12 protein-coding genes and 1 pseudogene are annotated in these 24,238 nt (G+C 68.0%); 2 read left to right on the top strand and 11 right to left on the bottom strand.

What is annotated here, in order from left to right:
• Positions 1 to 37: 37 nt before the first annotated feature.
• Both EJK91_RS13365 and EJK91_RS13360 read right to left on the bottom strand, forming a co-directional pair.
• A complete protein-coding gene (locus EJK91_RS13365; protein WP_024440390.1) occupies positions 38 to 823 on the bottom strand; it encodes an alpha/beta hydrolase in 786 nt (261 codons plus the stop codon).
• A gap of 87 nt (positions 824 to 910) precedes the next feature.
• Positions 911 to 1,711, bottom strand: a pseudogene (locus EJK91_RS13360) (SDR family NAD(P)-dependent oxidoreductase); the annotation flags it as partial.
• A 142-nt stretch (positions 1,712 to 1,853) separates the two neighbouring features.
• On the opposite strand from EJK91_RS13360, the gene EJK91_RS13355 reads away from it, so the two are divergent.
• Positions 1,854 to 2,936 carry a PE-PPE domain-containing protein gene (locus tag EJK91_RS13355; protein WP_241178696.1) on the top strand — a complete coding sequence of 361 codons (1,083 nt, stop codon included), beginning with the start codon at positions 1,854 to 1,856 and terminating at the stop codon, positions 2,934 to 2,936.
• Between the two features lie 122 nt (positions 2,937 to 3,058).
• Here the strand turns inward: EJK91_RS13355 and EJK91_RS13350 are convergent, their stop codons facing one another.
• The 5 genes from EJK91_RS13350 to EJK91_RS13330 form a co-directional block, all read right to left on the bottom strand.
• The gene (locus EJK91_RS13350; RefSeq protein WP_125079176.1) at positions 3,059 to 4,408 is read right to left on the bottom strand and encodes a hypothetical protein; all 1,350 of its coding nucleotides are present in this window, start codon (positions 4,406 to 4,408) and stop codon (positions 3,059 to 3,061) included.
• Positions 4,409 to 4,649: 241 nt separating this feature from the next.
• A complete protein-coding gene (locus EJK91_RS13345) occupies positions 4,650 to 6,185 on the bottom strand; it encodes a hypothetical protein (RefSeq protein ID WP_125079175.1) in 1,536 nt (511 codons plus the stop codon).
• Between the two features lie 426 nt (positions 6,186 to 6,611).
• Complete coding sequence (locus EJK91_RS13340; protein WP_024440378.1) at positions 6,612 to 7,331, bottom strand: nitroreductase family protein; 720 nt, start codon at positions 7,329 to 7,331, stop codon at positions 6,612 to 6,614.
• On the bottom strand, positions 7,324 to 7,827 hold the full coding sequence (locus tag EJK91_RS13335) for a DUF2505 domain-containing protein (protein WP_024440377.1): 504 nt from the start codon (positions 7,825 to 7,827) through the stop codon (positions 7,324 to 7,326). Before EJK91_RS13335 ends, EJK91_RS13340 begins: the two co-directional genes overlap by 8 nt.
• Positions 7,828 to 7,840: 13 nt before the next feature.
• Positions 7,841 to 8,539 carry a flavodoxin family protein gene (locus EJK91_RS13330; RefSeq protein ID WP_125079174.1) on the bottom strand — a complete coding sequence of 233 codons (699 nt, stop codon included), beginning with the start codon at positions 8,537 to 8,539 and terminating at the stop codon, positions 7,841 to 7,843.
• Between the two features lie 274 nt (positions 8,540 to 8,813).
• Between EJK91_RS13330 and EJK91_RS13320 the strand changes: the two genes are divergently transcribed.
• Positions 8,814 to 9,644, top strand: a complete 831-nt coding sequence (locus tag EJK91_RS13320; protein ID WP_024440375.1) for a class I SAM-dependent methyltransferase — start codon at positions 8,814 to 8,816, stop codon at positions 9,642 to 9,644.
• On the opposite strand, the gene EJK91_RS13315 is transcribed toward EJK91_RS13320, so the two are convergent.
• The 4 genes from EJK91_RS13315 to EJK91_RS13300 form a co-directional block, all read right to left on the bottom strand.
• The gene (locus tag EJK91_RS13315; RefSeq protein ID WP_024440374.1) at positions 9,637 to 10,893 is read right to left on the bottom strand and encodes a phthiocerol/phthiodiolone dimycocerosyl transferase family protein; all 1,257 of its coding nucleotides are present in this window, start codon (positions 10,891 to 10,893) and stop codon (positions 9,637 to 9,639) included. The two genes, EJK91_RS13320 and EJK91_RS13315, sit on opposite strands and share 8 nt — an antisense overlap.
• Before the next feature lie 26 nt (positions 10,894 to 10,919).
• Positions 10,920 to 15,323 carry a type I polyketide synthase gene (locus tag EJK91_RS13310; protein ID WP_277424727.1) on the bottom strand — a complete coding sequence of 1,468 codons (4,404 nt, stop codon included), beginning with the start codon at positions 15,321 to 15,323 and terminating at the stop codon, positions 10,920 to 10,922.
• Entirely contained in the window at positions 15,320 to 20,746 is a 5,427-nt protein-coding gene (locus EJK91_RS13305) for a type I polyketide synthase (protein WP_125079173.1), read from the bottom strand. The genes EJK91_RS13310 and EJK91_RS13305 overlap by 4 nt, the downstream gene beginning before the upstream one ends.
• On the bottom strand, positions 20,746 to 24,238 hold a 3,493-nt coding region (locus EJK91_RS13300; protein WP_125079172.1), incomplete at its 5' end, for an SDR family NAD(P)-dependent oxidoreductase. The genes EJK91_RS13300 and EJK91_RS13305, both read right to left, overlap by 1 nt.

The raw sequence follows: 24,238 nt of genomic DNA, 5'->3' as shown, positions 1-24,238 counted from the left end.
GAGGGCGGGCCGAATCTGGCCCGAACAGCTGGGGCGTTTACAGGCCGCGGGAACCGAGCCAGGTGTGAATGCGCTCGGCCACGGCCTCCCAGCCCGGTTCAAGCATCATGTTGTGGCCCATACGCGGAAAGAATTCGGCTTCGGTGCCGTAGGCACGCGCGGTGGCCCGCACCTCTTTGCAGGTGTGCGCGCCGTCCTGCTCGGCACCCAGCACCAGCAGTGGTGTGGTTACCCGCTTCGGATGCGGCAGTTTAAGCATCAAGCAGTCGACACTGACCCGCGCGCTGTCCTCCTGCAGCCGCGCCGCGCATTCCAACACGGTGTGCTCCGGGGTCGCCGGCGAGAAGAACTTCTCGCGGGCCAGCTCCGGTGTGTTGATATAGGGCAGCGACTTTCCGGTCACCGCCATCTTGATGGCCTGCCACGGCCGATGGCGTAGCCAGCGCAGACTCGATCCGTAGTTGCCCTGCGGGGGAATCGAGGCCATCAGTACTCCGGCAGGCGCCGGCCGGCTCTCGAGGTACTTCTGCACGATCAGCCCGCCCATCGAGTGGCCGATCACCACGGGCGAGACCGGCAGCTCATCGGCGACCGAGCGGACGTCTTGGACGTAGTCCTCGACGCTGCAGTGTCGCAGCGGCTTGTCGTTGGAGCTGCTGCCGTGGCCACGGAAACTGACAGCCAGGGCACGGTAACCCAGATCGGCGAAGTAGCCGAGGAAATTCTCGTCCCAGCACCACGCGGCGTGCCATGCTCCGTGCACGAACAGCAAAGGCGCCGGATGTGCCTCACTGACGCAGCCCTTATCGATCACCTCAAGCACGACACTGCTCCCCCTGTCCAGCGACCTGCCCCTGATTGACTTCGACGATGGCCCGACCTTTCCCGTCCCGGCGTTGCGCGTCGACAGTGGCGTGCGCCGTGCCAGCAACGGTAGCAGTGGGCCATGGGGAACAGCACAGCATATGCCCACGATCAGGCGATTCGCCCAGCCCGGGGTCACCCTGCCCTTGCCCGCGGCCACGCCGTCGACGGCTGCCCTAGCAACGTGGTCCACCGACTTCCACATCACGCCCGGCAGCACTCGCCGGCGCTCGCCCTTCCGGAATCCCGCAGCCACATCCAGACCGGTGTCGACCGGCCCCGGGCACAGCACGGTGGCCGTGACGCCGGTCCCGCGCAGCTCACTCCGCAAACTTTCGGTGTATGACGCGACGAACGCCTTGGCGGCGCCGTAGCTGGCCTGGCCGGGCAGCGGGCCGAACGCGGCGATCGAGGACACGTTCAGCACCGCGCCACGCCCCCGCGCCACCATGCCGGGCAGAAACCGGGTGCACAGGTCGACGACAGCGGCCACGTCCACCTCGATCAGTCCCAGCTGATCTTCCGGCCCGGATTGCGCGATCAGCCCCACCCTCGCCACCCCGGCGTTGTTGATCAGAACATCCGGCACCACGCCCAGCTCGGCGATCCGGCCGGGCAGCGCGGCTCGTTCGGCAGCACTGCGCAGATCGGTCGGCAGCACGTGCACCGGTCGCAGTCGAAGCGCACTCAACTCGCCGGCCAGCGCGTGCAACCGATCGGCGCTGCGGGCGACCAGGATCAGCTGGTGGCCACGCCGCGCGAGCTCGCGGGCCATCGCGGCACCGATCCCGGAGGACGCGCCGGTGACGATCGCTGCGCTTTCGTCGCCCGGACCTGGTAGAACCACGCGCTCACCTTATCTCCCGCGATATTCGCGACAGCAGACGCGCTTTCGCCGCCCGAGACAGTGTTGGCCGCCTCGGCGCGCGCTGGGTCCAAAGCCTGTGTAGGCTGACGCGAGCATGTGTCTGAGATAAATGGGGGATCAGATGACGCATTCCAGCTATCGATGGTTGACGGCCGGTGTCTTGGCGGGGGGCTGCGCCGGACTGATGGGGCTGACCTCGATGTTCAACGCATCGTTCGCTTTCGGGGAGAGCAACGGCACGGCGTTGATCATGGGGTATGTCCTGACGCCAGATCCCGGTGCGGTCTACCAACAACGGGTGATGGACTTGTTCATCAACCCCGCCAATCCTTTTCCGGGCCAGTCGATTTATTCGGGCTACACCCCGGTCGTTGAGCCGCTGAATCCCTCGGATTACCAGCAGAGCCTTCTCGACGCCGCCAAGACCCTGAACCAGGACATCGCGCGGCATCTGGAAGACGGACCGGTGACGGTGTTCGGCGTCTCCTCGACCACATCGATCGCCACGCAGGCGATGATCGACCTCGCCCAGGCCGGTGCATCGGCGCCCGACCCCGCGAATCTGCATTTCGTGCTGGTCGAGGATCTCAACACGCCCAACGGCGGAATCTTCACGCGCTTTCCGCTGGACTTCGGGAGTCTTCCGCCCACGCCCGTCGATACGCCCTACACCATCGACATCTACAACTTCGAGTACAGCGGCGCGACCGACTTCCCCAAATATCCGCTGAACCTGCTGGCGCTGGCGAATTCGATGGCGGGTTACGTCTATCTGCATCCGTACCTGATTACCGGCTATCCCAGTTCTTGGGACCCGAGTGCGATGGCGGACGCGGTGAAGCTGCCCATGTCAGAGGGGTACGACGGCGACACCTCCATCTACTTGATCCCCACTATGAATCTGCCGCTGCTCGAATCGCTGCGGATGTTTCCGCTGTTCGGGCCGGCGATGGCCGACTTCATCCAGCCCGCGTTGCGGGTGTTGATCGATCTGGGCTACGACCGTTCTGATCCCGCCGACATCGCCACCCCGGTGTCGTGGGGCATGCCGGGTATCGACTGGGATCTGGTGTCGCAGAATATCCAACTCGGTGTCGAGCAGGGCTGGACGGCCGCCCAGGTCGATCTGGGATTACTGCCGCAGTCCGCGCTGCCGGACCTCTACCCCTACCTGCCCGACCTGTCGGGCCTGATCGGCGCGTAGCAGCCCCACAGCCCTTAACGTCGGGCGGCGCAATGCTGAGCCGCCCAACGGTGTTCGACGATCCGCTGATGTGCCGCCGTCCCGCACGCCGGAGGTGACCGGCACGCGGGCGCGGCGAGCCGCTACTCCGGCGTGATGTTGAAGATCGCGTCCCACAGGCCCTGAACGTCGAACGGCCCGATGATCCCGGAGTTGTCGAAGATGTTGTACCAGTAGTCACCGAAGAATGCCTGCAGCTGCTCAGGACTGGGCAGGAAGCCGGTGGTGTCGATGTACGGGTCCGGCGGTAGCGGGTTCTTGATGTCGAGCAGCACGGTGCCCAGGCGCCACAACCACGCTTGGGTCTCGATCATCTCCGGGTTGGAGACATTCGCGGTGCCCGCGTCGTAAGCGTCCATCCACTCACCGATGACGGGGTTGCCCGGCCACAGGTCGTCCATGATCTTCACCAGCCAGTAGTAGCTGGGCGTGTTCCAGTCGTCAGGGTTGAAGATGTCGCCGCCGGGCCCGGGAAGCAGGCACGGGCCGGGGCACAGCGGGCTGCCCGGAATGAACGGGTTGAAGGCCAGCAGGGATGAGGCGATGAACGACTGCACTGCGCGGGCGAATTCGAGCAGGTCCGGCAGTTCGAACTTGTTGACGTCGAACGGCTGCATCAGGCTGTCGAAGAAGTTGGTGAACGGCGTGGTGAAGTCCATCGCGTAGTAGCTGCCCGCCCATGGCTGCAATGGGGCGTCCGGGTCGATGTTGGGGTAGTCCTCGGGGTTCAGCCCCAATTCCGCGAGGGTGCGAGTGCCCTCCCAGTAGTACATGTCGTTGGCGTACCCGATGTTGACCATGCCTGGTCCGTTCGGGTCGAAGTAGAACTGGTTGCCGTCCATCATGTCCGAGAACGGGACCTGGAACCAGTTCTGGATCAGCGGGAAATACTGCAGGCCCAGAGCGATCAGCACGCTCCAGATGGACTGGTCGATCCAGGTGAAACCGGTGATCGGGCTGGTCGGCATGACCGGCAGGCAGTCCAGGCCCGCACAGCTCAGATCGATCGGAATCTGAACATTGGCCAGCATGGACAGCTGCTGTCCGAGGCCGGGGAAGTCTCGGTCCCCCTCATGACCGGCGCCGGAGATCAAGGGGAACGGGAACATCATCTGAAGGATGCCCTCGAAGTGCCCCATGTCGCCGGGGTCCTCACCCCAGGCGTTCGTCGGACTTCCGGCCATCCAGGGGCCGCTGTAGAACAGCGACTTCGCCAGGGTGTCCAGCCCGTGGATCTCGTTCGCCGGAATGTTCACCAATGCCTGGAACAGGTTCAGCGGAACGTTGAGCCATGACTCGCCGGCGGTGAGCTGCGAGTCCAGCTGAACCGTGGCCAGTTCGGGCATCGCGGGCGTCGGCGGAACGACGGCGATGAGTCCGGCGGTGGTGACGGCCAGCCCCGCGGAAAAGTACGAACGCAAGGCTGCAACCATCCCGATTACCTCCAACAAGCTAAAGTGAGTGCGAACGAGGCGCCACCGCGTCCGGTTCATGCAATCTACCAAAGTGTTACCTGAGCGCAAATCGAGAGTCACATGTTGACAACCGATGTAGACGCTGAATTTGGCATGAGATCAAGACGCCGCGACATTGGCGCCTGCCCCCCGAAACACACGGCAGCCCGACCGTAGGAATGGCCGGGCTGCCGCGACGTCGCTTGGGCGCGAACTGGATCTAGAAGGTGAACCAGCCCGCGATGTCGGTCCACCACGCGTCGAGATCGGTGACGAGTCCGCCGCTCGGGTCGAGGAACCGCAGGAAATCGTCCCAGAGCAGCAGCGAGTTCTTGCCGCCGAAGTCGCCGATCTCCTGCTCGTCCAGTGGCAGGTCGGGGTTCCAGGACGGCGGCATGTAGTAGCCGGTCTCGGGGTTGATCGGCCACGGCCCCAGCAGGCCCGGGTCGGTCAAGATCCCGCCGTTGACGGCCAGGGCGGGCAGGTAGGGGTTGATATCGGCGAGCATGTCGATGATCTGGTTGTGGGTGTCCGCGTCGAAGGTGAACATCCCGGTCTGCAGAGCAGAGATACCGGCGAGGAGCTGCTCGTCGGTCCCGCCGTTGGCGTTGCCCACGGCATTCTCGCCTTCCTGCTCGGTCAGGTCGATCCACTGCTGGATCAGTGGGTTCGGGGCGCCGATGCCCTGGATCGACTTGACCAGGTCCAGGCTGGTCACGCCCCACGGCGGGGAGACCGGCGGCATGTTGCACAGCCCCGGGCACATCGGGCTGCCGGCGACGTACGGGTTGAAGTCGACGACCATCCCGGCGATCAGGGCCTTCATGGCCTGGAAGACCTCCTCCGGGCCGGCGAAGTGGAAGCCGGTGAGCGGGTCGTCGCCGTTGACGCTCCAGTCGACCGGCTGCATCAGGCTGTCGAACCATCGCCGCATGGGGCCGAACGGGTCCAGCTTGAAGGTCAGTCCCGCCCACGGCATCAGGTTGACTTGATTGCCGTACTCGTCGAGGTAGATGCTGCCGTCGGGATTGAGGAGCGGGTGGGTGCCCGGGTAGCCGAACCCGGGCTGAGCTTCACCGGACCATGGCTGCCCGCCGTACATGGGTCCGCCCGGCACCGCCCCACCCGGGCCGACGCCGGCGTCCGGGTTGGCGATGCCGCCGGAGGTCGGGTTGTCGGGATCACTCCACGGGCTGTCCGGGAACTTGTAACCGTCCAACATGTCCTGGATCGGCACCTTGAGCCAGTACTTGAACAGGTCCAGCTGATTGTCGTCGTTCGGAAAGTTGCTGAATTTCATGAAGAAGTTCAGCGTCGCGTCCAAGCCGGTGATCCCGGTGATCGGCTCGACCGGAGACATCGGATAGCACTGGATCGAGTCACACGACGCGCTGATCGGCAACAGGGCCGCGGCGAACATCGCGAACTGCTGACCCCAGCCCGCCGTGCCGTTGGCCAACGCATCCGGGTCGATCGTGGGGTCGTACAGGCCGGAGAGCTGCGGGGCGAACGGCAGCATGTAATCCATCACGGCCATGAAGTGGCCCGGGTCGCCCGGGTCCTCACCCCAGATATTGGTGGCACTCGGGGTGAACCAGTTGCCGGTGAAGAAGAACGAGTTGGCCAGGACATTGGTGGCCGACACCTCGTTGAACGGGATGTTGACGAAGTCCTGGAACAGGTTGAACGGGATGTTGAGGAATGACGCCTCGGCCGCCAGCTGTACCGCGCGCTCGGCAGCGGTCAGCTCCGGCACCCACGGGGCGACCGGAGAGACCGGGCTGACGGCCGCGACGGCTGTCGCGGCGGCGACGGCGGCGCTGGCTGTGGTGTACCGCCGCTGCGACGCCGTAAGGCGCGTACCAGCGTTCGCAGCGCGACGCTGTGGCGCTGCACGGTGTGCACCGGAAGTCGCAGACCGGCCCTGCGGGACGGCTACCGGCCCCCCAGCAATGGCAAACCGACGCCCCGGAACCGCTCGATGCGCTCCCCCAGTTGTATACCGACGCTGACGCGCCCCCCCACCAATCACAAATCCCCCTTGTGTCCCCCACGAACCGTGACAGCATATAGGTGTTACAGCCGAGTGTCTAAGCGAGTGGTGATTAACTTACATCACTGGAGGAATGTTTTCCGCTAAGTTCCACGTAAACTTCGGCAAAGCTGGATCCCAGGGTGCCATTCAGTTATCCAGCCACGCGAGATCGCCATAGGCATCGAGATGAGCCACCTCTCCGACCGGCTTGCGGGTGGTGGGACCGTAGCGCCCCCGGGGCCAACCGAGCGGCACGATGCAACACGGCGTGACCTCGTGCGGCAGGCGCAGGACGCGCCGCACGGCGCGCTGATTCCACAGCGGAAGCGTGATCAGCGATGCGCCCAAGCCCATGGCGCGGGCAGCCAGCAGCAGGTTCTGAACGCTGGGATAGATGGACCCCCAGTAGGCGGATTCGGCGATATGCGGCATGCGCACCACCGGCAACCGGCCCTCCCGCGCACCCAGGCGCAGGCAGGCCACCACGAGCACCGGAAGTTCGGCGAAATGGTCGATCTGCCACTCCATCGCCCGCGCGATACCGGCGATAGCTTCGTCGGTCTTGATTTTTCTCCGCAACACCACGCCGCGCTGAATTTTCCAAGCCTGCCGATAACGTTTGGCCAATTCTTCTTTGACGCGGCGATCCTTCACAACGATGAATTCCCAGTTCTGCCCGTCATTACCAGTCGGCGCACGCAGCGCCAACTCGATGCACTTGAGCACCACCGTGTCGTCGACCGGGTCGGAGTACACCCGCCGGATCGCGCGCTGGGTCATCATGGCCTCGGCCAGCGGCATCTCCAACCGGGACAACGCCTCGGCCGTGGTCGGCACGTGACTGTAAGTGAACTCGGATTCAGGCATTCTTTCCCAGCCAGGTCGTGGTGAATCGTTGAATTTCCGGAATTCCTTGCGAGAATTCCCGGGCAAGGAAGCTCTCGATCGGGCCACCCACCAATGGCACCTTGAACCGGATCGTGCCATTGAGCGCCAGCTTCGATCCGGCGCCGTCACGTTCGAGCACCGCGATGCCGCTCCCCGACCCCGGGGCACCGGTCACCGCGACCGCGATCTCACCGTTGACCCGTCCGTCGCCGGCCGGCGTCCACACCTCGGTGGTGACGATGTTGAGGTCGCCGCGGTACACCTTGGCCAACATGCCGGGCAATGCGCCGTGGCGCAGGTCCTCGGTCACAGCGACCCGAATGCGGCCATCGGCATCGACATCCAGGGAGTCGAGGGTCTTGCTTCCGCCGAAGGCCTCCAGCCGGGCCTGCCAGTAGGACCGGTCACCGAAGGCACGGTGGACCTCTTCGACCGAGGCAGGTGAGGAGAATGTCACCTCAAAGGAACGAGGCATTACCGCTGACCTCTCACTTGCCGAACAACCGGCTCACCAGGCCCGCGGCGAACTTGCGGACCCGGTCGAGCTGCTCGGGCTGAACGTTGGTGGGTGGCAGGCGCAGGCCCAGGTAGCGCTCCCGGTAGCGGCCGCTGCCCAGGTAACTGGTCAGCGCAAGCATCGAGCGCAGCGGGTCGCCGGGGTAGCTGAGGTGAATCTCGTCCTGGTAGCGACCACCGCACCCCTCGGCGAGCCGACAGACCTCAGCGTAGTTCTCCTGCCAGAACTCGCGGCACACGGTGAACACCACAAACGGCTTGCCGTCCAGAAGCTTTCGGGCCTCATCGGTCTGGAGAAACGACCTGATCGGCATGGCGGGCGCCTTCCACCAGGTCGGCGAGCCGATGCAGATCAAGTCGTACTCACCATCGCGCACCGCGTCGGGCGTGCGGATCTCCCCCGTCTCGCCCCGCTGCTGCGCCTTGAGCACGCTGAGCATGTCCGGCCAGACCCGCCGCAGCGGGAACTGCGCGAAACGCTGCGAGTAGCGCGGGTCGGTGAACTCGATACCGGCCTTGACTACCTCGCAGCCACGCTGCGCGAACACCTCCCCGGCGGCCTCGAGCACCTTCAGCGACTGCCCGGAGAAGCTGTAGTACAACAACAGGATCCGCGGCGCTCGTCCGTTGCGATCGCTGGCCTGAATCGCCATCTGTTCCTCCTGTTTCATGCGGCGGTCCCAGCTTCGGCTCTCCTGCGTCGAGCCTCGCTGAACCGCCGGTTTCATGCGGCGGTCCCAGCTTCGGCTCTCCTACGTCGAGCCTCGCTGAACCGCCGGTTTCATGCGGCGGTCCCAGCTTCGGCTCTCCTACGTCGAGCCTCGCTGAACCGCCGGTTTCATGCGGCGGTCCCAGCTTCGGCTCTCCTACGTCGAGCCTCGCTGAACCGCCGGGTCCGACCGTGCGGTGCATCGACTGCCCGTTCAGCGTATTAGGCTCGCCGACGTGGCAGACAAGATCCCCGTCGACCTGCACGGCGCCGCGGCAACCATGCTGACGACGCTCTACCTCAAGGCACTTGACGCCGATTTCGACCAGCCGGTGCTGGGCGATCGGTACGCCAGAGAGGCGGTCGACCGTATCGACTTCGACTGGGACGCACTCAAGGCTCCCGGCCGCTGGGCGCCCTTGGTGACGGTACGCACCGCCCAGTACGACATCTGGGCGCGTCAGTTCTTGGCCGCCCACCCGAACGCGACCGTCATTCACCTCGGCTGCGGATTGGACGCCCGCGTCTTCCGGATCGATCCCGGCCCCGAAGTCGCCTGGTACGACGTGGATCAGCCGCCGGTGATCGCGCTGCGCAAGCAGGTGTACCCCGACCGCCCGGGTTACCACCTGGTGGCGACGTTGGCGACCGACCCGTCGTGGCTGGACGAGATTCCCACCGACCGCCCGGTCCTGCTGTTGGCCGAGGGCATCAGCATGTACCTGTCCGAAGACGATGGTGTGGCATTGCTGCAGAGCATCGTCGAGAAGTTCCCGGCGGGCGAACTGCAGATCGACTTCTACAACTGGTTCGGCATCAAGACCCAGAAGACCCACCGGTTGCAGCGTCAGTCCGGCGCAACGCTGCATTGGGCGGTCAACGATCCCTCCGACATTCTGGAGAAGGTCACCGGCATTCGGTTGCTGGCGGCCGCCAATCTCTTCGACGCCGAGACCTTCAGTCGGGTCCCGGCCGGGTTCCGGCGATCCAGTCGGCTGGCCCGGGCGGTGCGGCCGCTGCGCGAAATGCTGCAGTACCACCGCTACGCCTTCGGCCCGGTCAGCTGACGCCGGCGGCGTGCCGATCGGCGATATCGCACAGCAGCGCGCGAATCGTCTCCACCGAGCGCTCCGGCGCCGGTCCGTGGGAGTGGTACTCGATGTTGAGCTGCCCGGAGAAGATCTGGGTGAAGTAGATGTCGATGCCCGCGCTCACGGCGAAGTACAGCTCGCCATGTGTTGTGGTCACCTCGACACCCGGCGGCGTCCGCACCGGCGGAACCAGACCGTTGTTGCTCAGCACGACGACGTCGGGCAGTCCTGGCGGGTTTCCGACGTATTGCGGGCTGAAGTGCAACCGGGACTGCTGGATGACACCTTCGTCGAGGTCCTTCTGGAAGTTCGCGGCGATGTCCCGAGCGATCTCGACCAGGTCCGTCTTGGCATCAACCTCGGCCAGGTAGGTGGCCAGCCCGATCGGGTTGGTGCATCCGGTGGCCGAAACGGGCGGTGACAGAAAGTATCTCAAGTCGACGGTGTAGACGTAGGGCACCGGAATACTCAGCTTGCCGCGCAGCTGCCATTCGGCCATCAGCACCGCTGCCGAGAGCACCGCGTGCAGGCTCAGGTCGTGGGCCCGGCCGAACGCGACCACGTTGTCGGTCTGGCTTTCGGTCAACCGGGTCGACGCCATCGGCACCAGCATCGGCGATTCCGGCGTCTCCTGCCCGACGGCCCGCCGGGTCGGCGGCAGGTCGTAGGCGAACAGCGCCGGCATGAACCGCTCGATCCCGGAGCGCTGCTGCTTCTCGATCCCCCGATCGGCCAGCACCGCCTCAATGGACAGCGGAGCGGGCTCAACGTTGATCGCACCGATCCGGCCGGTGGTGACCAGGTCGGTGTAGAAGGACAGCATCTCCTCGATCAGCGCATACATGTGGTGACCGTCGGCCACGGCATGGTGCACGTACAGGGTCGGCTGAGCCTGCCCGTCGCGGATGATCACCCGCATCGCCACCAACGACTCCGCCTGGTCGAAGCGCGGAGCAGGCGGCTGCGCGTCGGGCCCGTCGAGTTCGATCACCTCGATGCCGTCGGGCATCAGGTCGTCGGTGACGAACTGATGCCGCCCGTCGGGCAGTCGCTCCAGCCGGCCGGTGAGGATCGGATGCGCCTCCAGCAGCGCCTCGTAGGCCTCCGAGAGCAGGTCGATGTCGACCGGACCGGTGACGTGCGCGGCCAAACCCACGAAATTGTGGGTCTCGGCCAGCATCTCCTCACTGATCGCCAGCTTCCGAATGACCGACGTGGCAAACACTTTCGGCTCTCTCCTAAATCAACGGACTACGACAGCTCGACCAAGGTCATTTCGTCCTCGCCCTGCGAGGCCATGTCCTCTTCGGCGAGGGCCGCGCGGACCAGATCCATCACCGCCGCGGAGAACCCGTCGGCTATCGCGCGCACCACAGACTCCTCGATCCGGCGGCTGTCATGCCACCAATCCAGGTACAGCACACCGCCGGTGCGGTAGGCCCGCAGCTCCAGTGCATGCCCCAGCCCCGGGATCGCCTCGCGCACCGGCATCGCGGTATCGGGGTCGAACTGCACCGGAGAATCGCCGAGCGCCGGCGGCTCGGGAATCGCCCCGACGTAGGAGAAGTGCACATCAGCGGGAGCGACCGCGCCGAACAGGCGCGCAGTCGGTGCGTACAGGTAACGCAGCAGGCCGTAGCCGATCCCGTAATGCGGCACGCCGTCCAATGTTTCGTGGATCGAGTCCAACAGCTGCCGGGCGCTTTGCTGGCCGTCGGCGGAGCAGCCCAGCGCGACCGGGTAGAGCGTGGTGAACCAGCCCACGGTACGGCGCAGGTCGACCTCCGGCTTGAGCACCGAACGGCCCGCTCCCCCCATCTCGACGGCCAGAGTGCCCTCGCCGACCACCGATGCCACCGCCCGGCTCAGCCCGGCCAGCAGGATCTCGTTGATCGGCAGCCGCAGCCGCCGACGGGCATCGTCGATCTCGCTGGTGTCGGCGGCGGGCAACGTCGTGGTGAGCTTGGACAGATCGGCCGCAGCAGGAGGCTCGGCGGCATCTGCGGCCAGCCGCAGCGTCGCCGATTTCGTTGTCTTCAGCCAGTATTCGCGGCTTTCCAGCACCGCCGGGTGGGTCGCAAGCCCGGCGCAACGCTGCGACCACTCGGTCCATCCGGCCCCGACCGGCTGCAGCTCGATGTCGTTGCCGCCCAGCTGCTGGCCGAACGCGGTGAAGATGTCGGTGACCAGGATGTCGCGGGAGGCCTCGTCGCCGACCCCTGCGTGCAGACTCAGCGCCAGGTAGCACAGGTCCCCCGCCGCGCCGCGGATGTAGAGCGCCGTCAGTGGTGGGCTGGACAGATCCTGGTCACGGATGTGCTCGGTCAGCAACGTGCGCACCGCGTCATGTTCGGCGGTCAGCCCCTCGGGCAGCGAGTGGGTGCTGATCTCCCCGAACTCGCCGGGTTCGGCGATCCGCTGCTCCCAGGTACCGGCCCGCTCGGTGATGCGCACCCGCAGCGCTTCGTGGTGATTGACCACGGCGGTCAGCACGGCGGCGACGTCGTCGACCGAGACGTCGGGCCGCAGCCGCAGGATCAACGGGATGCGCCAGCGACCGTGTTCGCGGACGCCGTTCTCCAGGAAGTAGGTGATGTTCGGCGGAATCGGCGGGTGCTCGACCTCACCGAGCGACTGGCGGCCCAGCCCGCCGGCGGCGTAGCGGGCGGTCAGCGCCTTGGCCAGGGCCGCGACGGTCGGGTTGTCGTAGAGGTCCTGCGGGGTGAGGTCCAGGCCCTCGTGCGAGGCGGCCATGGCGACGCTGATCGCCACCAGTGAGTCGCCGCCGACGTCGAAGAAGTTGGCGGTGCGGTCCACCGAGCCGACCCCCAGGCAGACCGCCCAGATCCGTTGCAGCGTCGCTTCCATGGACTCGCCGCCGCCGGCCGCCTGTCCGTTGCGCTGCCCGTCCGCTGCACCGCCACCACCGGTGCCCGAGCCGGACACCCAGGTAGCACCGGCATTGTGCTCAAGCCAATGCCGTTGGCGTTCAAAGGGGTAGCCGGGGACAGTGACGCGCTTGGGCTGGTAGTCGCCGCGGAGCGCAGACCAGTCCACTTCGACGCCGGCCGCCCACAGTTGGCCGAGCGCCAGCAGGAAGGTGTCGCGGTCGTCGCGGTTCTGGGCGTGGTGGCGCATCAGTCGGACGGCCCGATGTCCACTGGCGAACTTGGGGTTGCGGGCCGCCGACGCGGTCAGCGTGGCGCCCGGCCCGACCTCGACCAGGACCCGGTGCGGGTCGGCCAGCACGGTGTCGATCTCGTCGGCGAAACGTACAGTGGCCCGCACACTGCGCGCCCACGTCGCCGGGTTGGTCGCCTCGCTGGGCGCCAGCCAGGTGCCGGTCAGATTCGACAGCAGTGGGATCTGCGGTTCGTTGAGCGTCTGCCGAGACAAAAATGCGGTGAACTCCGAGATCATCGAGTCCATCAGGCGGGAGTGGAACGCATGCGAGGTCCGCACCCGGCGCGCGTTGATGCCGGCCTGCTTGAGCGCATCGGAGAACTCGCGGATGTCGGCTTCGGTCCCGGCGACCACGCAGCCGTCCGGGTCGTTGACCGCGGCCAGGTCCACATCACCGGTCAGGTAAGCAGCGACCGCGTCGGCACTGATCGGGACGGCCACCATGACGCCGCGTGGCGCGGCATGCATCAGCCGGGCGCGCATCGCCACCACCGTGATCGCGGTGTCGAGGTCGAAGACGCCGGCGACGGTGGCCGCGGCGTATTCGCCGATGCTGTGACCGACCAGCGCCGCCGGACGCACGCCGTAGCTCTCGACCAGCTTCGCCAGTGCGTATTCCACGGTGAACAGGGCCGGCTGGGTGCGGTCTGTGCGCTCGAGGTCACGCGAGGTGCCCTCGAAGATCATCGCGCGCAGGTCGTAGCCCAACTCCGCCTCGAAACCGGCGACGCAGCGGTCGAAGTACTCGGCGAACACCGGCTCGCTGTCATAGAGCCCGCGGGCCATCCCGATGTGCTGAGCGCCCTGGCCCGGGAACAGGAACACCACCCGGTCGGCGGCGTCCTCGCCCACGTCATTCAGGTCGATGCCCTCGCCGATGAAGACGTTCTCGCTCTCCTCGGCGCCTAACACTGCCGCTGCGTCCGCGCGATCGGCGACGACCGCGGCCAGCCGCAGGTTGTGCGGGGGCCGGTTGGCCAGTGTGTAGGCGACGTCGGGGAGGCTGGGCGCCTCGGCGTCGCCTCCGCCGGCGAGCTCAGCAGCCAGATCGAGGCGGCCCTGCGCCAGCGCCTCGGCGGTGCGTGCCGACAGCAGCAGCACCTCGGGGCCGGGTTTGGGCGTCGCCGCCACAGCGTCTTCCTCGGGCCATTCCTCGACGATGACGTGGGCGTTGGTGCCGCCGACGCCGAACGAGCTGACCCCGGCGCGGCGGATGCCGTCGGCTTCCCACGGCCCGTACTCGCCGCGGATGCGGAACGGCCCGTCCTCGAGGTGCAACTCGGGGTTCGGGCTGGTGTAGTGCAGCGTGCCGGGAATCGCCCGGTGCTTGAGGCACAGGATGGTCTTGATCAGGCTGGCAATACCGGCCGCCGACTCCAGGTGCCCGATGTTGGACTTGACCGAGCCCACATAGCAGGGGCCGGAACGCTGTTCGTCGGAGACGGCGAAAGCCTGTCGCAGGCCTTCGATCTCGATGGGGTCACCCAGCGGGGTGGCGGTGCCGTGCGACTCGATGTAGCTGATGGTGGACGCATCGACCTCGGCGACCGCGTGGGCCTCGGCGATCACGTCGGCCTGGCCGGCAGCGGTGGGCGCGGCGTAGGTCATCTTGGTGCCGCCGTCGTTGTTCAGCGCCGAACCCCGGATCACCGCATGGATCTGGTCACCGTCATCGACGGCCGCGTCCAGCGACTTGAGCACCACGACACCGACACCGCTGGAGAAGATGGTGCCGTCGGCGCGCACGTCGAAGGGCCGGCAGTGCCCGCTCGCCGAGACCATCGAGCCGGGCTCGTGCCAGTATCCGACGTGATGCGGTACCCGCAGGGACGCCCCACCGGCCAGCGCCATGTCGCATTCCCCGTTGAGGATGCTCTGGCAGGCCAGGTGCAGTGCGACCAACGCCGACGAGCAGGCCGTCTGCACCGACAGCGCCGGGCCGTGCAGGTCGAGCTGGTGGGCCACCCGGGTGGCCAGATAGTCCTTGTCGTTCTGCAACGACAGGTTGACCATCTCGAAGCTGACGCCCTGCCCGATGATCAGGTTCGGGTCGTAGTGCGACATCAGGTTGTGCAGCAGGTAGCCACTGGTGGTGCTGGTGCCGTAGACGCCGACCGATCCCTCGATCTCCCCGGGCCGGTATCCGGCGTCCTCCAACGCGTGCCAGGCGGTCTGCAGGAACAGCCGGTGCTGCGGGTCCATGGTCCGAGCAGCCAGCGGGGTGAAGCCGAAGAAGCTTGCATCGAACTCGTCGATGCCCTCCAGCAATCCAGCGCGCCGCACATAGTTGTGGTTCGCCAGCGCCTGGTCGCTCACACCACTGGCACGCAGCTCGTCTTCGGACAGCGTGACGATGGATTCGACGCCGTTGCGCAGGTTGTTCCAGAATCCGGTCAGCGTGCGGGCGCCCGGAAAGCGCCCCGCCATGCCGACGATCGCGATCGCGTTAGGCGGCACTTCATTGTTGGTCACGAACGATCTCCTACTTTTCGCCGTGCCGCGGCCCGCTGACGTGCCGCGGCACGCTGCTGGGCTCGGCTCCGAACACCGCCGACGTCGCCCGCGCCGTCCGCCCCCTCCAGTCCGGCGAGGCCGAGTTGGCGGGCCAGGTCGGCGGCCAGGTCGGTCAGTGAGGCACCCTGCAGCAGCAGTGCCACCGGGGGCTCCGCGCCGAAGTCGCCCCGAACGGTGTTGCGGATGCGCACCGCCATCAGTGAGTCCATACCCAGCTCGGTCAACGGCCGAGCCGGGTCGATGACGCTGCCCTTGGGGTAGCCCATGATGGCCATGATCCGCGAACCCAACCGTGCGACAACGGCTTTGGTGGCTTCGGCGGCGCTGAGCTGCTTCAGTCCTTCTGGACCGGGCCAGTCGTCGTCCTCGTCGTCGAGGTCGAGCTCTTCGGCCAGCGTCGCGAAGTACCCCAGCTGCTGCAGTTCGGGGAAGGCCGCGGCCACCCGGTCCAGGCGCAGTCGCGCGACGCCGACCCGGGAAAGGTCACCGCTGAGGATGGCCTCCAGCGCCTCCATGCCTTCATCGGGGTTGATCGGGTCCAGCGCACTGAACTTGAGCTCCTGGGCGACACCGACACCCGACCATTGGCCCCAGTTGATGGTGATGGCCGGCAGTCCGGCCGCCCGCCGCCACGCCACCAGGCCGTCCAGCCAGGCACTGGCCGCGGCGTAGGACGCCTGACCGGGTGCCCCCAGCAGCGACGAGGTCGAAGAGAAGCCGACCCACCAGTCCAGCTCTTTGCCGACGGTTGCGACGTGCAGTCGCAGCGCCGCCGCCGCCTTGGGCGCCCACACCCGGCCCAGGGTCTCTTTGTCGATGCCGACCACGATCTGGTCATCGATGACCGCGGCGCCGTGGATGACACCGCGCAGCGTCAAGCCGGTCTGTTCCGCGGCGGCCACCAGGCTTTCGGCCACACCGGGTGTAGCGAGATCACCCGAGACGACCGCGATCTGGGCTCGAGCCTCGAGCTCGGCCAGCACAGCGCGCTGCTCCTGCGACGGCTGTGACCGGCTGTTGAGCACGATCCGCGCGGCACCGTGCTCGATCAGCCACCGGGCGACGACCAGCCCGATACCGCCCAGGCCGCCGGTCAGCACATAGGCGCCGTCGGATCGCACGGCCGGGGCGCCGGTGGGGGTCAGGGTCGCGCGCTTGAGCCGTTCGGCGTAGCGGTTCTCCCCGCGCCAGGCGACGACGTCGTCGGTGCTCGCCAGCCCCAACTCGGTGATCAAGGCCGCCGCCGGGTCTGCCGAAGCGTCCAGGTCGACCACGCCGGTGCGCAGGTCCGGGTGCTCGTAGGCCAGCACCCGCACCAGCCCCTTGAGGGCGCTGATCGACGGGTCGCCCGCTTCGTCCCCCACCGTCAGGCCGTTGCGGCCCACCAGCCACAGCCGCGGCGCGGTGCCGTGCCAGCCGCCGACGATGGTGCGCACCGTGGAGGCCACCGACCAGGCCAGGTCGCGACCGCGGGCCGGCGCGTCACCGGTCTCGGTCCCGTCGAAGGCACTGTGGGCGGCCAACACGATCACCCCGACCGGGGGCCGGTCCGGGTCGTCGGCGGTCTGCGCGAACGCCTCCCGCACCGCGGGTTCGCTGGTCAGGTCCGCGGTGATCACCCGGCGGTTGTCCGAGCCGAAGCGGGCGGCGAAATCGGCTGCCAGCGACTCGGTTTCGCCAGGCTCGGTCAGCACCAGCCAGCTGCCGTCGGCGGCGGCCGGAGGCTGCGCGGGAGCGGCAGCGTCGACCCACTCGGTGTCGAAGATCTTCTGCGTCAACGGCAGCGGCACGGTACGGCGCTGCACCCGCTGCAGATAGATTCCGGACAGTTCGGCGGTGACCGTGCCGGCGTCGTCGGTCAGGGTGACCCGGCCCAGGATTCCGCCGTCGTCGTGGCTGACCAGTTCGGCGTGCCCGCGGGCCCGGCGGCCGACGTCGCCGAAGATCCGGATGTTCTCGACCGCGACCGGCAGATAGGTCGCCTCTTCCATCCCGGCCGAGCCCATCAACGACTCGTCGGGCAGCGCCGCGGCCAGGCACTGCAGGGCGGCGTCGAGCATCACCGGGTGGATGCGGTAGCCGCGGTGCGCGGTCGCCTCGTCGGGCAGCACGATCTCGGCCTCCGAGGCGCCGCCGGGCTTGCGGACGATACGGGTCAGAGCGGCGAACGCCGGCCCGTGCTGCAGACCGGTGCGGCGCAGTGCGGTGTACAGGTCCGTCGGCGACAGCGCGGTTCCGCCGCCGCTGGGGGCCGGGCGTTGCGCCGCGGCAGCGGGCTGTGCCGCGGCCGCGCGGGCCACCGCATGCCGGGACCAATTGCCGCCGGCCGGGCGGGAATGGATCTCGATGCGCAGTTCATCGGATCCGTCCGCGTCGTGCAGCAGCCGGGTGGTGACCTCGGTGCGTTCGTCGACGCGCAGCATCTGCTCGACTTCGACCCGGTCCACAGCAACAGCCGAGGGCGGCAGCCCCAACGCCTCGCCGGCCGCGGCCAACGCCATCTCGGCGAAGCCGGTGGCGGGCATCACGACCTGGCCGTGCACCTTGTGGTGGGCCATCCACGCGACGAGGTCGGTGCCCACGTCGGCCTGCCAGACGTGGCCGTGACCCGACGGCAGCTCGACGTGGATACCCAGCAGCGGATGCGCGTCGGCGCTGTGGCGGTTCGCGGCGACCGGGGCAGCCCAGTACCGGACGTGCTGCCACGGCCGTGGCGGCAGGTCGGCGCGGCCGATCCCACCGTCGGGTTGCGGCGCCTCCGCCGACGGCGGCGCCACGGTAGCCAGATTGGTGTGGAAGCTCAGCGCTTCGGCCTGGTCGCGCAGCAGGGTGCCGGTCACCACGCTGTCACCGGCGGGCCGCGCGGTTTCCAGGTTGCCGTTGATGGCGTGACTGAGCAGCGGATGCGGGCTGACCTCGATGAAGGTCGCGTGCCCGGCGGCGGCCGCGGTCACGGCTTGGGCGAACCGCACCGGGTTGCGCAGGTTGTGTACCCAGTAGTCCGCGTCGAATGCCGACGGTGTCTGGCCGACAGTGCTGATCAGCGGGATCTTCGGCGCCGACGGCTGCAGCCCGGCGAGCGCGGTCCGCAGTTCGCCCAGGATCGGGTCGACGGTCGGGTGATGCGAGGCCACGTCCACCTCGACGCGGCGGGCCAGCTTGCCCTGGGCGTCGACGATCGCGACCACGGCATCGACCTGGTCGGGCGGGCCCGCGATCACGGTCTGCTGCGGTGCCGCGTACACCGCCACGGTGATGTCGGGGTGCTCGGCGACCAGCTTCTCGGCGGCGTCGGCATCCAGTTCCAGCAGTGCCATCGCGCCTTGGCCGCTCAGTCGGGCCATCAGCTTGGACCGGGTGGCGATCACCTTCAGGCCGTCCGCGGGGCTCAGCGCGCCGGCGACCACGGCCGCGGCCACCTCCCCCATCGAGTGCCCGATCACTGCGTCCGGCTCGACGCCGTGGGATCGCCACAGCGCGGTCAATGCCAGCTGCATGCCCACCAGCACCGGCTGGATGCGGTCGATGCCGACCACCGGCTCGCCGGATTCGAGGACCTGACGCAGCGAGAACCCGACCTGCGCAACGAAATCGGGCTCCAGTTCGTCGACGGCGGCGGCGAACGCCGGCTCATCGACCAGCAGTTGGCGGCCCATGCCGGCCCACTGGGAGCCCTGGCCCGAGTACAGGAAGACGGTTCCTTTGCCACGCAACGCGGCGCGTGTGCCGACCACGCCGGGGGCCGGGTACCCGCCGGCGACCGCCCGCAGCCCGGTCAACGCCTGCTCGGTGTCGCGTGCGCAGACGGTGGCGAACTTGGCGTAGCGGCTGCGGTGGTGGTTGAGGGTGTGCGCGATGTCGGTCAGCGGTACAGCGGCGCCCGGCCCGGCGATCCAGTCGGCCAGGGTGGCAGCCCAATCCGCCACTCGCTGCTCGGTTTTGCCCGAGATCACCAGGGTTGCGACCGGCTCGGCCGATGCCGGCGCGGGAACCGGGTCAGGACCCTGTTCGAGCACCACGTGCGCGTTGGTTCCGCCCAGCCCGAACGATGACACCGCGGCACGCCGCGGTCCCTCGGCCGCCGGCCACGGCGTCACCTCGGTGGGGACGAACAGCCGCGTCGGGGACGGGTCGATCGCCGGGTTCCACTTGGTGAAGTGCAGATTCGGCGGGATCTTTCCGCGTTGCACAGACAACGCAGCCTTGATGAAGCCGGCGATCCCGGCGGCCGCCTCAAGGTGGCCGATATTGGTCTTGACCGCGCCCAGCGCACACTTGTCAGCGCCGCGCCCGTAGACGTCGGCGAGCGCCTCGAATTCGATCGGGTCACCCAAAGCTGTTCCGGTGCCGTGAGTTTCGATCAGGTTCACCGAATTCGCCGCGACGTCGGCGCTGCGCAGCGCCCGGCTGATCGCGTCGATCTGGGCAATGGTGTTCGGGGCGGTGAGTCCGTTGGACTTGCCGTCGGAATTGATCGCCGAACCGCGCACCACCGCCAGCACCCGGTCGCCGTCGCGGATGGCGTCGGTGAGGCGCTTGAGCACGACGATCCCGGCGCCCTCGCCGCGCACGAATCCGTCCGCTCCGGCGTCGAAGGTGTGGCAGCGGCCGCGCGGAGACAGCATGCCCCACTTGGCCATGGCGATCTGGGTTTCCGGCCGCAGGATGAGGCTGACGCCGCCGGCCAGGGCCAGGTCGCTTTCGCGCATGCGCAGGCTCTGGCAGGCCATGTGGATGGTGACCAGCGACGACGAGCAGGCCGAGTCCATCGCGACCGCGGGACCGCGCAGACCCAGCAGATAGGCGATCCGGCCGACGGCGACGGCATGAGCGTTACCGGTGGCCGAGTAGCCGTCGATAGCGTCCGGGTTGGCCGCCGAAATCCCTTGGTATTCGGTGTAATACACACCCATCATCACCGCGGAGCGGATGCCCGTCAGGGTTTCCGGCGACAGGCCGGCGTGTTCGAGGGCCTCCCAGGCGACCTCGAGCATCAGCCGCTGCTGCGGGTCCATGGCCTCGGCTTCGCGCGGCGAGATCCCGAAGAAGTCGGCGTCGAATCCGGCGACGTCGGAGATGAACCCGCCCCACTTCGACGACATCCGGCCCGGGGCCAGCGGGTCCGGGTCGTAGTACTCGTCGGCGTCCCAGCGATCCGAGGGGATCTCGGTGATGGCGTCGCGGCCTGTCTCCAACAGCTCCCAGTAGGCGTCCGGGCCCGAAGCGCCACCCGGGAAGCGGCAGCCGATCCCGACGACCGCGATCGGTTCGGCGGCGGCGATCCGCGACGCCTTGTCGAACTGCTCGGTCAGCGCCCCCCGTTTGTCGGCACCCATCGCCGACATCCTGTTGAAGATCGACGTCGTCGAGATTCCCGTCATCAATAAATACCGCTCTCGCTACCGGTCGAAGCCGACTCGACCTGATCGAACAACTCATCCAGCACGCCGCCGGATGAGCCGAACTCCAAATCATCGTCGTCTTGCCCCGCGGTGCTGTCCGGCTCGGCATAACGCGACGCCAGCAGTCCCACCAGGTGCGTCGTCAACGCTGAGATGCTGGGGTGATTCCACAGCATTGACGCCGACAAATCCACCCCCACTAACTGTTGTGTCTCTTTCAGAACCGTCATCGCGATCATGGAATCGAGCCCCATCTCCGGGAAGGGCTGATCCACATCGACCGCTGACGCAGATGTCCGAAGTTCGCGGGCCAGGATAGCTTGCAGCCGGACCACCAGCTCCTCGCGCCGCTGATCGGCGGGGATGGTCGCCCAGTCCGGCGCGCCTGCCGCCGACGCGCCGGTGCTTGCCTGCTCACCAGTGCCCGCGGCCCCGAGCGTCGCTCCGGCTTCAGAGGCCTCACCGACGAGGTCTTCGAAGAAGGTCAGATCCCGGAACTCCGGCGAGGTGGCGACCGCACGGTCGATGCGCAGTCGTCCCACCCCGATCCGAGCGCCGATCAGCCCGGAGTCCGCACCAAGCACGGCGTCCAGCGCCTCGACGCCTTCGTCGGGGCTGATCGGGTCGAGAACGCTCAGCGTCATCGACCGGCCCAGACCCACGTCAGACCACTGACCCCAGTTGATGGCGGTCGCGGGCAGGCCCGAAGCGTGCCGCCAAGCCATCAGTGCGTCCAGCCAGGCGTTGGAGGTGGCGTATCCGAGCTGGCCGGGCAGGCCCAGCAGTGCGGCCATCGAGGAGAAGCCCACCCACCAGTCGAGCTGGGAGGCTGCGGTGGCCGCATGCAGCCGGGCGGCGCCGAGGGCCTTGGCCGACCAGACGCCCTCCAGGCTCTCCCGCGTCACCGCCGTCACCAGGCCGTCGCCCAGCACACCGGCGGCGTGCACCACGCCGCGCAGCGGCTTGCCGGTCTCCTGGGCGGCAGCCACCAGACGGTCGGCGACCCCCGGCGAGCTGATGTCGCCGGCGACAAAGACCACTTCGGTGCCGGCGGCCAGCTCGTCGAGGACGGCGCGCTGCTGTTCGGCGGGCTCGCTGCGGCCGTTGAGCACGATTCGCCCCGCGCCGCGGGCCACCAGCCAGCGGGCCACCACGATGCCCAATCCGCCCAGACCTCCGGTGAGCAGATAGGAGCCGTCGGCGCGGACCTTGGCCCGGGGAGCCTGGGCTGCGTCAGCGGCACCGTCGAGGGTGGCCCGGGTGAGGCGTTCGGTGTAGCGCCGTCCACCGCGCCAGGCGACCACGTCGTCGCGCAGCGGGGCGCCCAGTTCGGCCATCAGGTCGTCGGCCAGGGCTGCGGCGTCGGCCGAGGCCTCCAGGTCGACCAGGGTGGCGCCCAGGTCCGGTTCATCGGCCAGCACCCGGGCGAGTTCGCCGGGGAACCGCCAGGTGCGGACCACGCCCTTGAGCGCACCGACAGCCGGGTCGCCGGGCTCATCGCTGCCGAACGCCAGACCGCCCCGGCTGACCAGCCAAAGTCGCGGTTTGGTTGCCCCAGATACGCCGGACCAACCGTCGACCGCGGCGCGGGCCGTCGACGACGCTGTCCAGACGAGTTCGCGGGCGCGGGCCAATGCGGCGTCGGGGTCCGAGCTGTCGAACCCGACCCGGTCCAGGAAGACGACGATGCCGGCCGGCGGATGCGCCGGGTCGGCGCCGGCCTGCCGCACCGTGTCGATCAGGGCAGGGCCATCGGCGAACGGGCCGGTGAGCACCGTGCGGTTCTGCGCGGACAGCCGTGCGGCGAACTGCGCGGCCACACCCTCGGGGTCGGTTTCGGTGAGCAGCAGCCAGCTGCCGGCGGCCGCACCGGTGCCCTCGGACGTCGGGACGAGTTCCGTGGGCGTCCACTCGGTGGCGAACAGCTTCTGGTCCAGCGGCACCCGCAGCGCGCGGGGATCCAGCGGCCGCAGCTCGACACCGGTGAGTTCAGCGATGGCGGTGCCGGTGTCATCGCTCAGAACGACCCGGCCGAGGGCCATCTTGTCTTCGGGACGGCTCACCTCGGTGTGGCAGCGCACCTGACGTCCGGCCGGTGCGAACACCCGCACCCCGGCCACCGCCACCGGCACGTAACCGCTGTGCTCCGCGTCATCGGCACCGATGCCCGCCGCCAGCTGCCGCAGCCCGGCATCGAGCAATGCCGGGTGCAGGCGGTAGGCGGGGTGAGTGGCCACGGTGTCGGGCAGGGTGAGCACACCGTGCTCGGTCCCCTCGTCAGGCTCCGAGGCCGCCTGATCCGCCGGCGCCGCTGCGATGTCTGCGACCGCATACCGGGTCCAGGCCCCGCCGGCCGTGCGGGCGTGGATCTCAACTCTGCTCTGGCCATCCGCCCCGCTGAACTGGGTGGTGACCTGCATTCCGTTGTGGAGTACCAGCGGCTGTTCGCTCTGCAGGCCGGTCACCACGATCGACTCGGCGGGCTTGCCGAGGGCCTGGCTGCCTGCCGCCACCGCCATCTCGATCAGTGCCGCCACCGACCCAATGGCCTGACCGTGCGCCGGCTGCTCGGCCAGCCACGGCATGGCCTCGGCAAGAAGGCCGTTCTGCCAGAGGTGGTCGCCGGTGAGCTGCTCGACGTGTACGCCGAGCAGCGGGTGCACGTCCGGTGCCTGGCCGGCCCGTCCGGGCCCGGAGAGCCAATGCCGGCTGTGCTGCCAGGGGGTGGTGGGCAGTTCGGCGAATCCGCCGGCCCTGGCGCCCCCGGTGCCGCTGTGCTGCCCACCGAGTTCGGTGAGCGAAACGTGGAAGCTCAGCGTTTCGTCGTCGCCCCGACGCAGGGTTGAGGCCACTGTCACTGGCGTGTCGGCGGCCTCGGCCGTCTCGATGATGGAGTGCGTCAACAGCGGGTGGGGGCTGATCTCGATGAATGTGTCGTGGTCCGCCGTTGCCACCGTCACGGCCTGGCTGACCAGCGCGGGCTTGCGCACATTGGCCACCCAGTAGTCGGCGTCCAGTCGCGGTGTGGGCCCCGCGGGATCCACCGCCGTCGAAATGAACGGGATCTGTGGTGTTTGGGGGGTGATGTCGGCCAGTTCGGCGCGCAGTTCATCAAGGATCGGATCCATGAACGCGGTATGCGAGGCCACCTCCATGTTCACCCGCCGCGCAAACCGCTCCGCAGCAGCCACCGCAGCGATCACCGCATCCACATCCGCGGGCGCACCGGCCACCACCGTCTGCCGCGGCGACAAATACCCCGCCACCTCAACACCGGGATAACCCGCCAGCAACTCACCGGCAGCAACGGCATCCAACTCCAACAACGCCACCGCACCCTGACCGGCCTGCCGCGACATCAACCGCGACCGCACCCCGATCACCGTCAAACCCTGCTCCGGCGTCAGCGCCCCGGCCACCACCGCCGCAGACACCTCCCCCATCGAATGCCCGATCACCGCATCCGCATCC

The sequence above is a fragment of the Mycobacterium sp. P7213 genome, assembly GCF_900604305.1.
GTDB lineage: Bacteria > Actinomycetota > Actinomycetes > Mycobacteriales > Mycobacteriaceae > Mycobacterium.
This window is presented reverse-complemented; position numbering and strand designations above follow the sequence as displayed.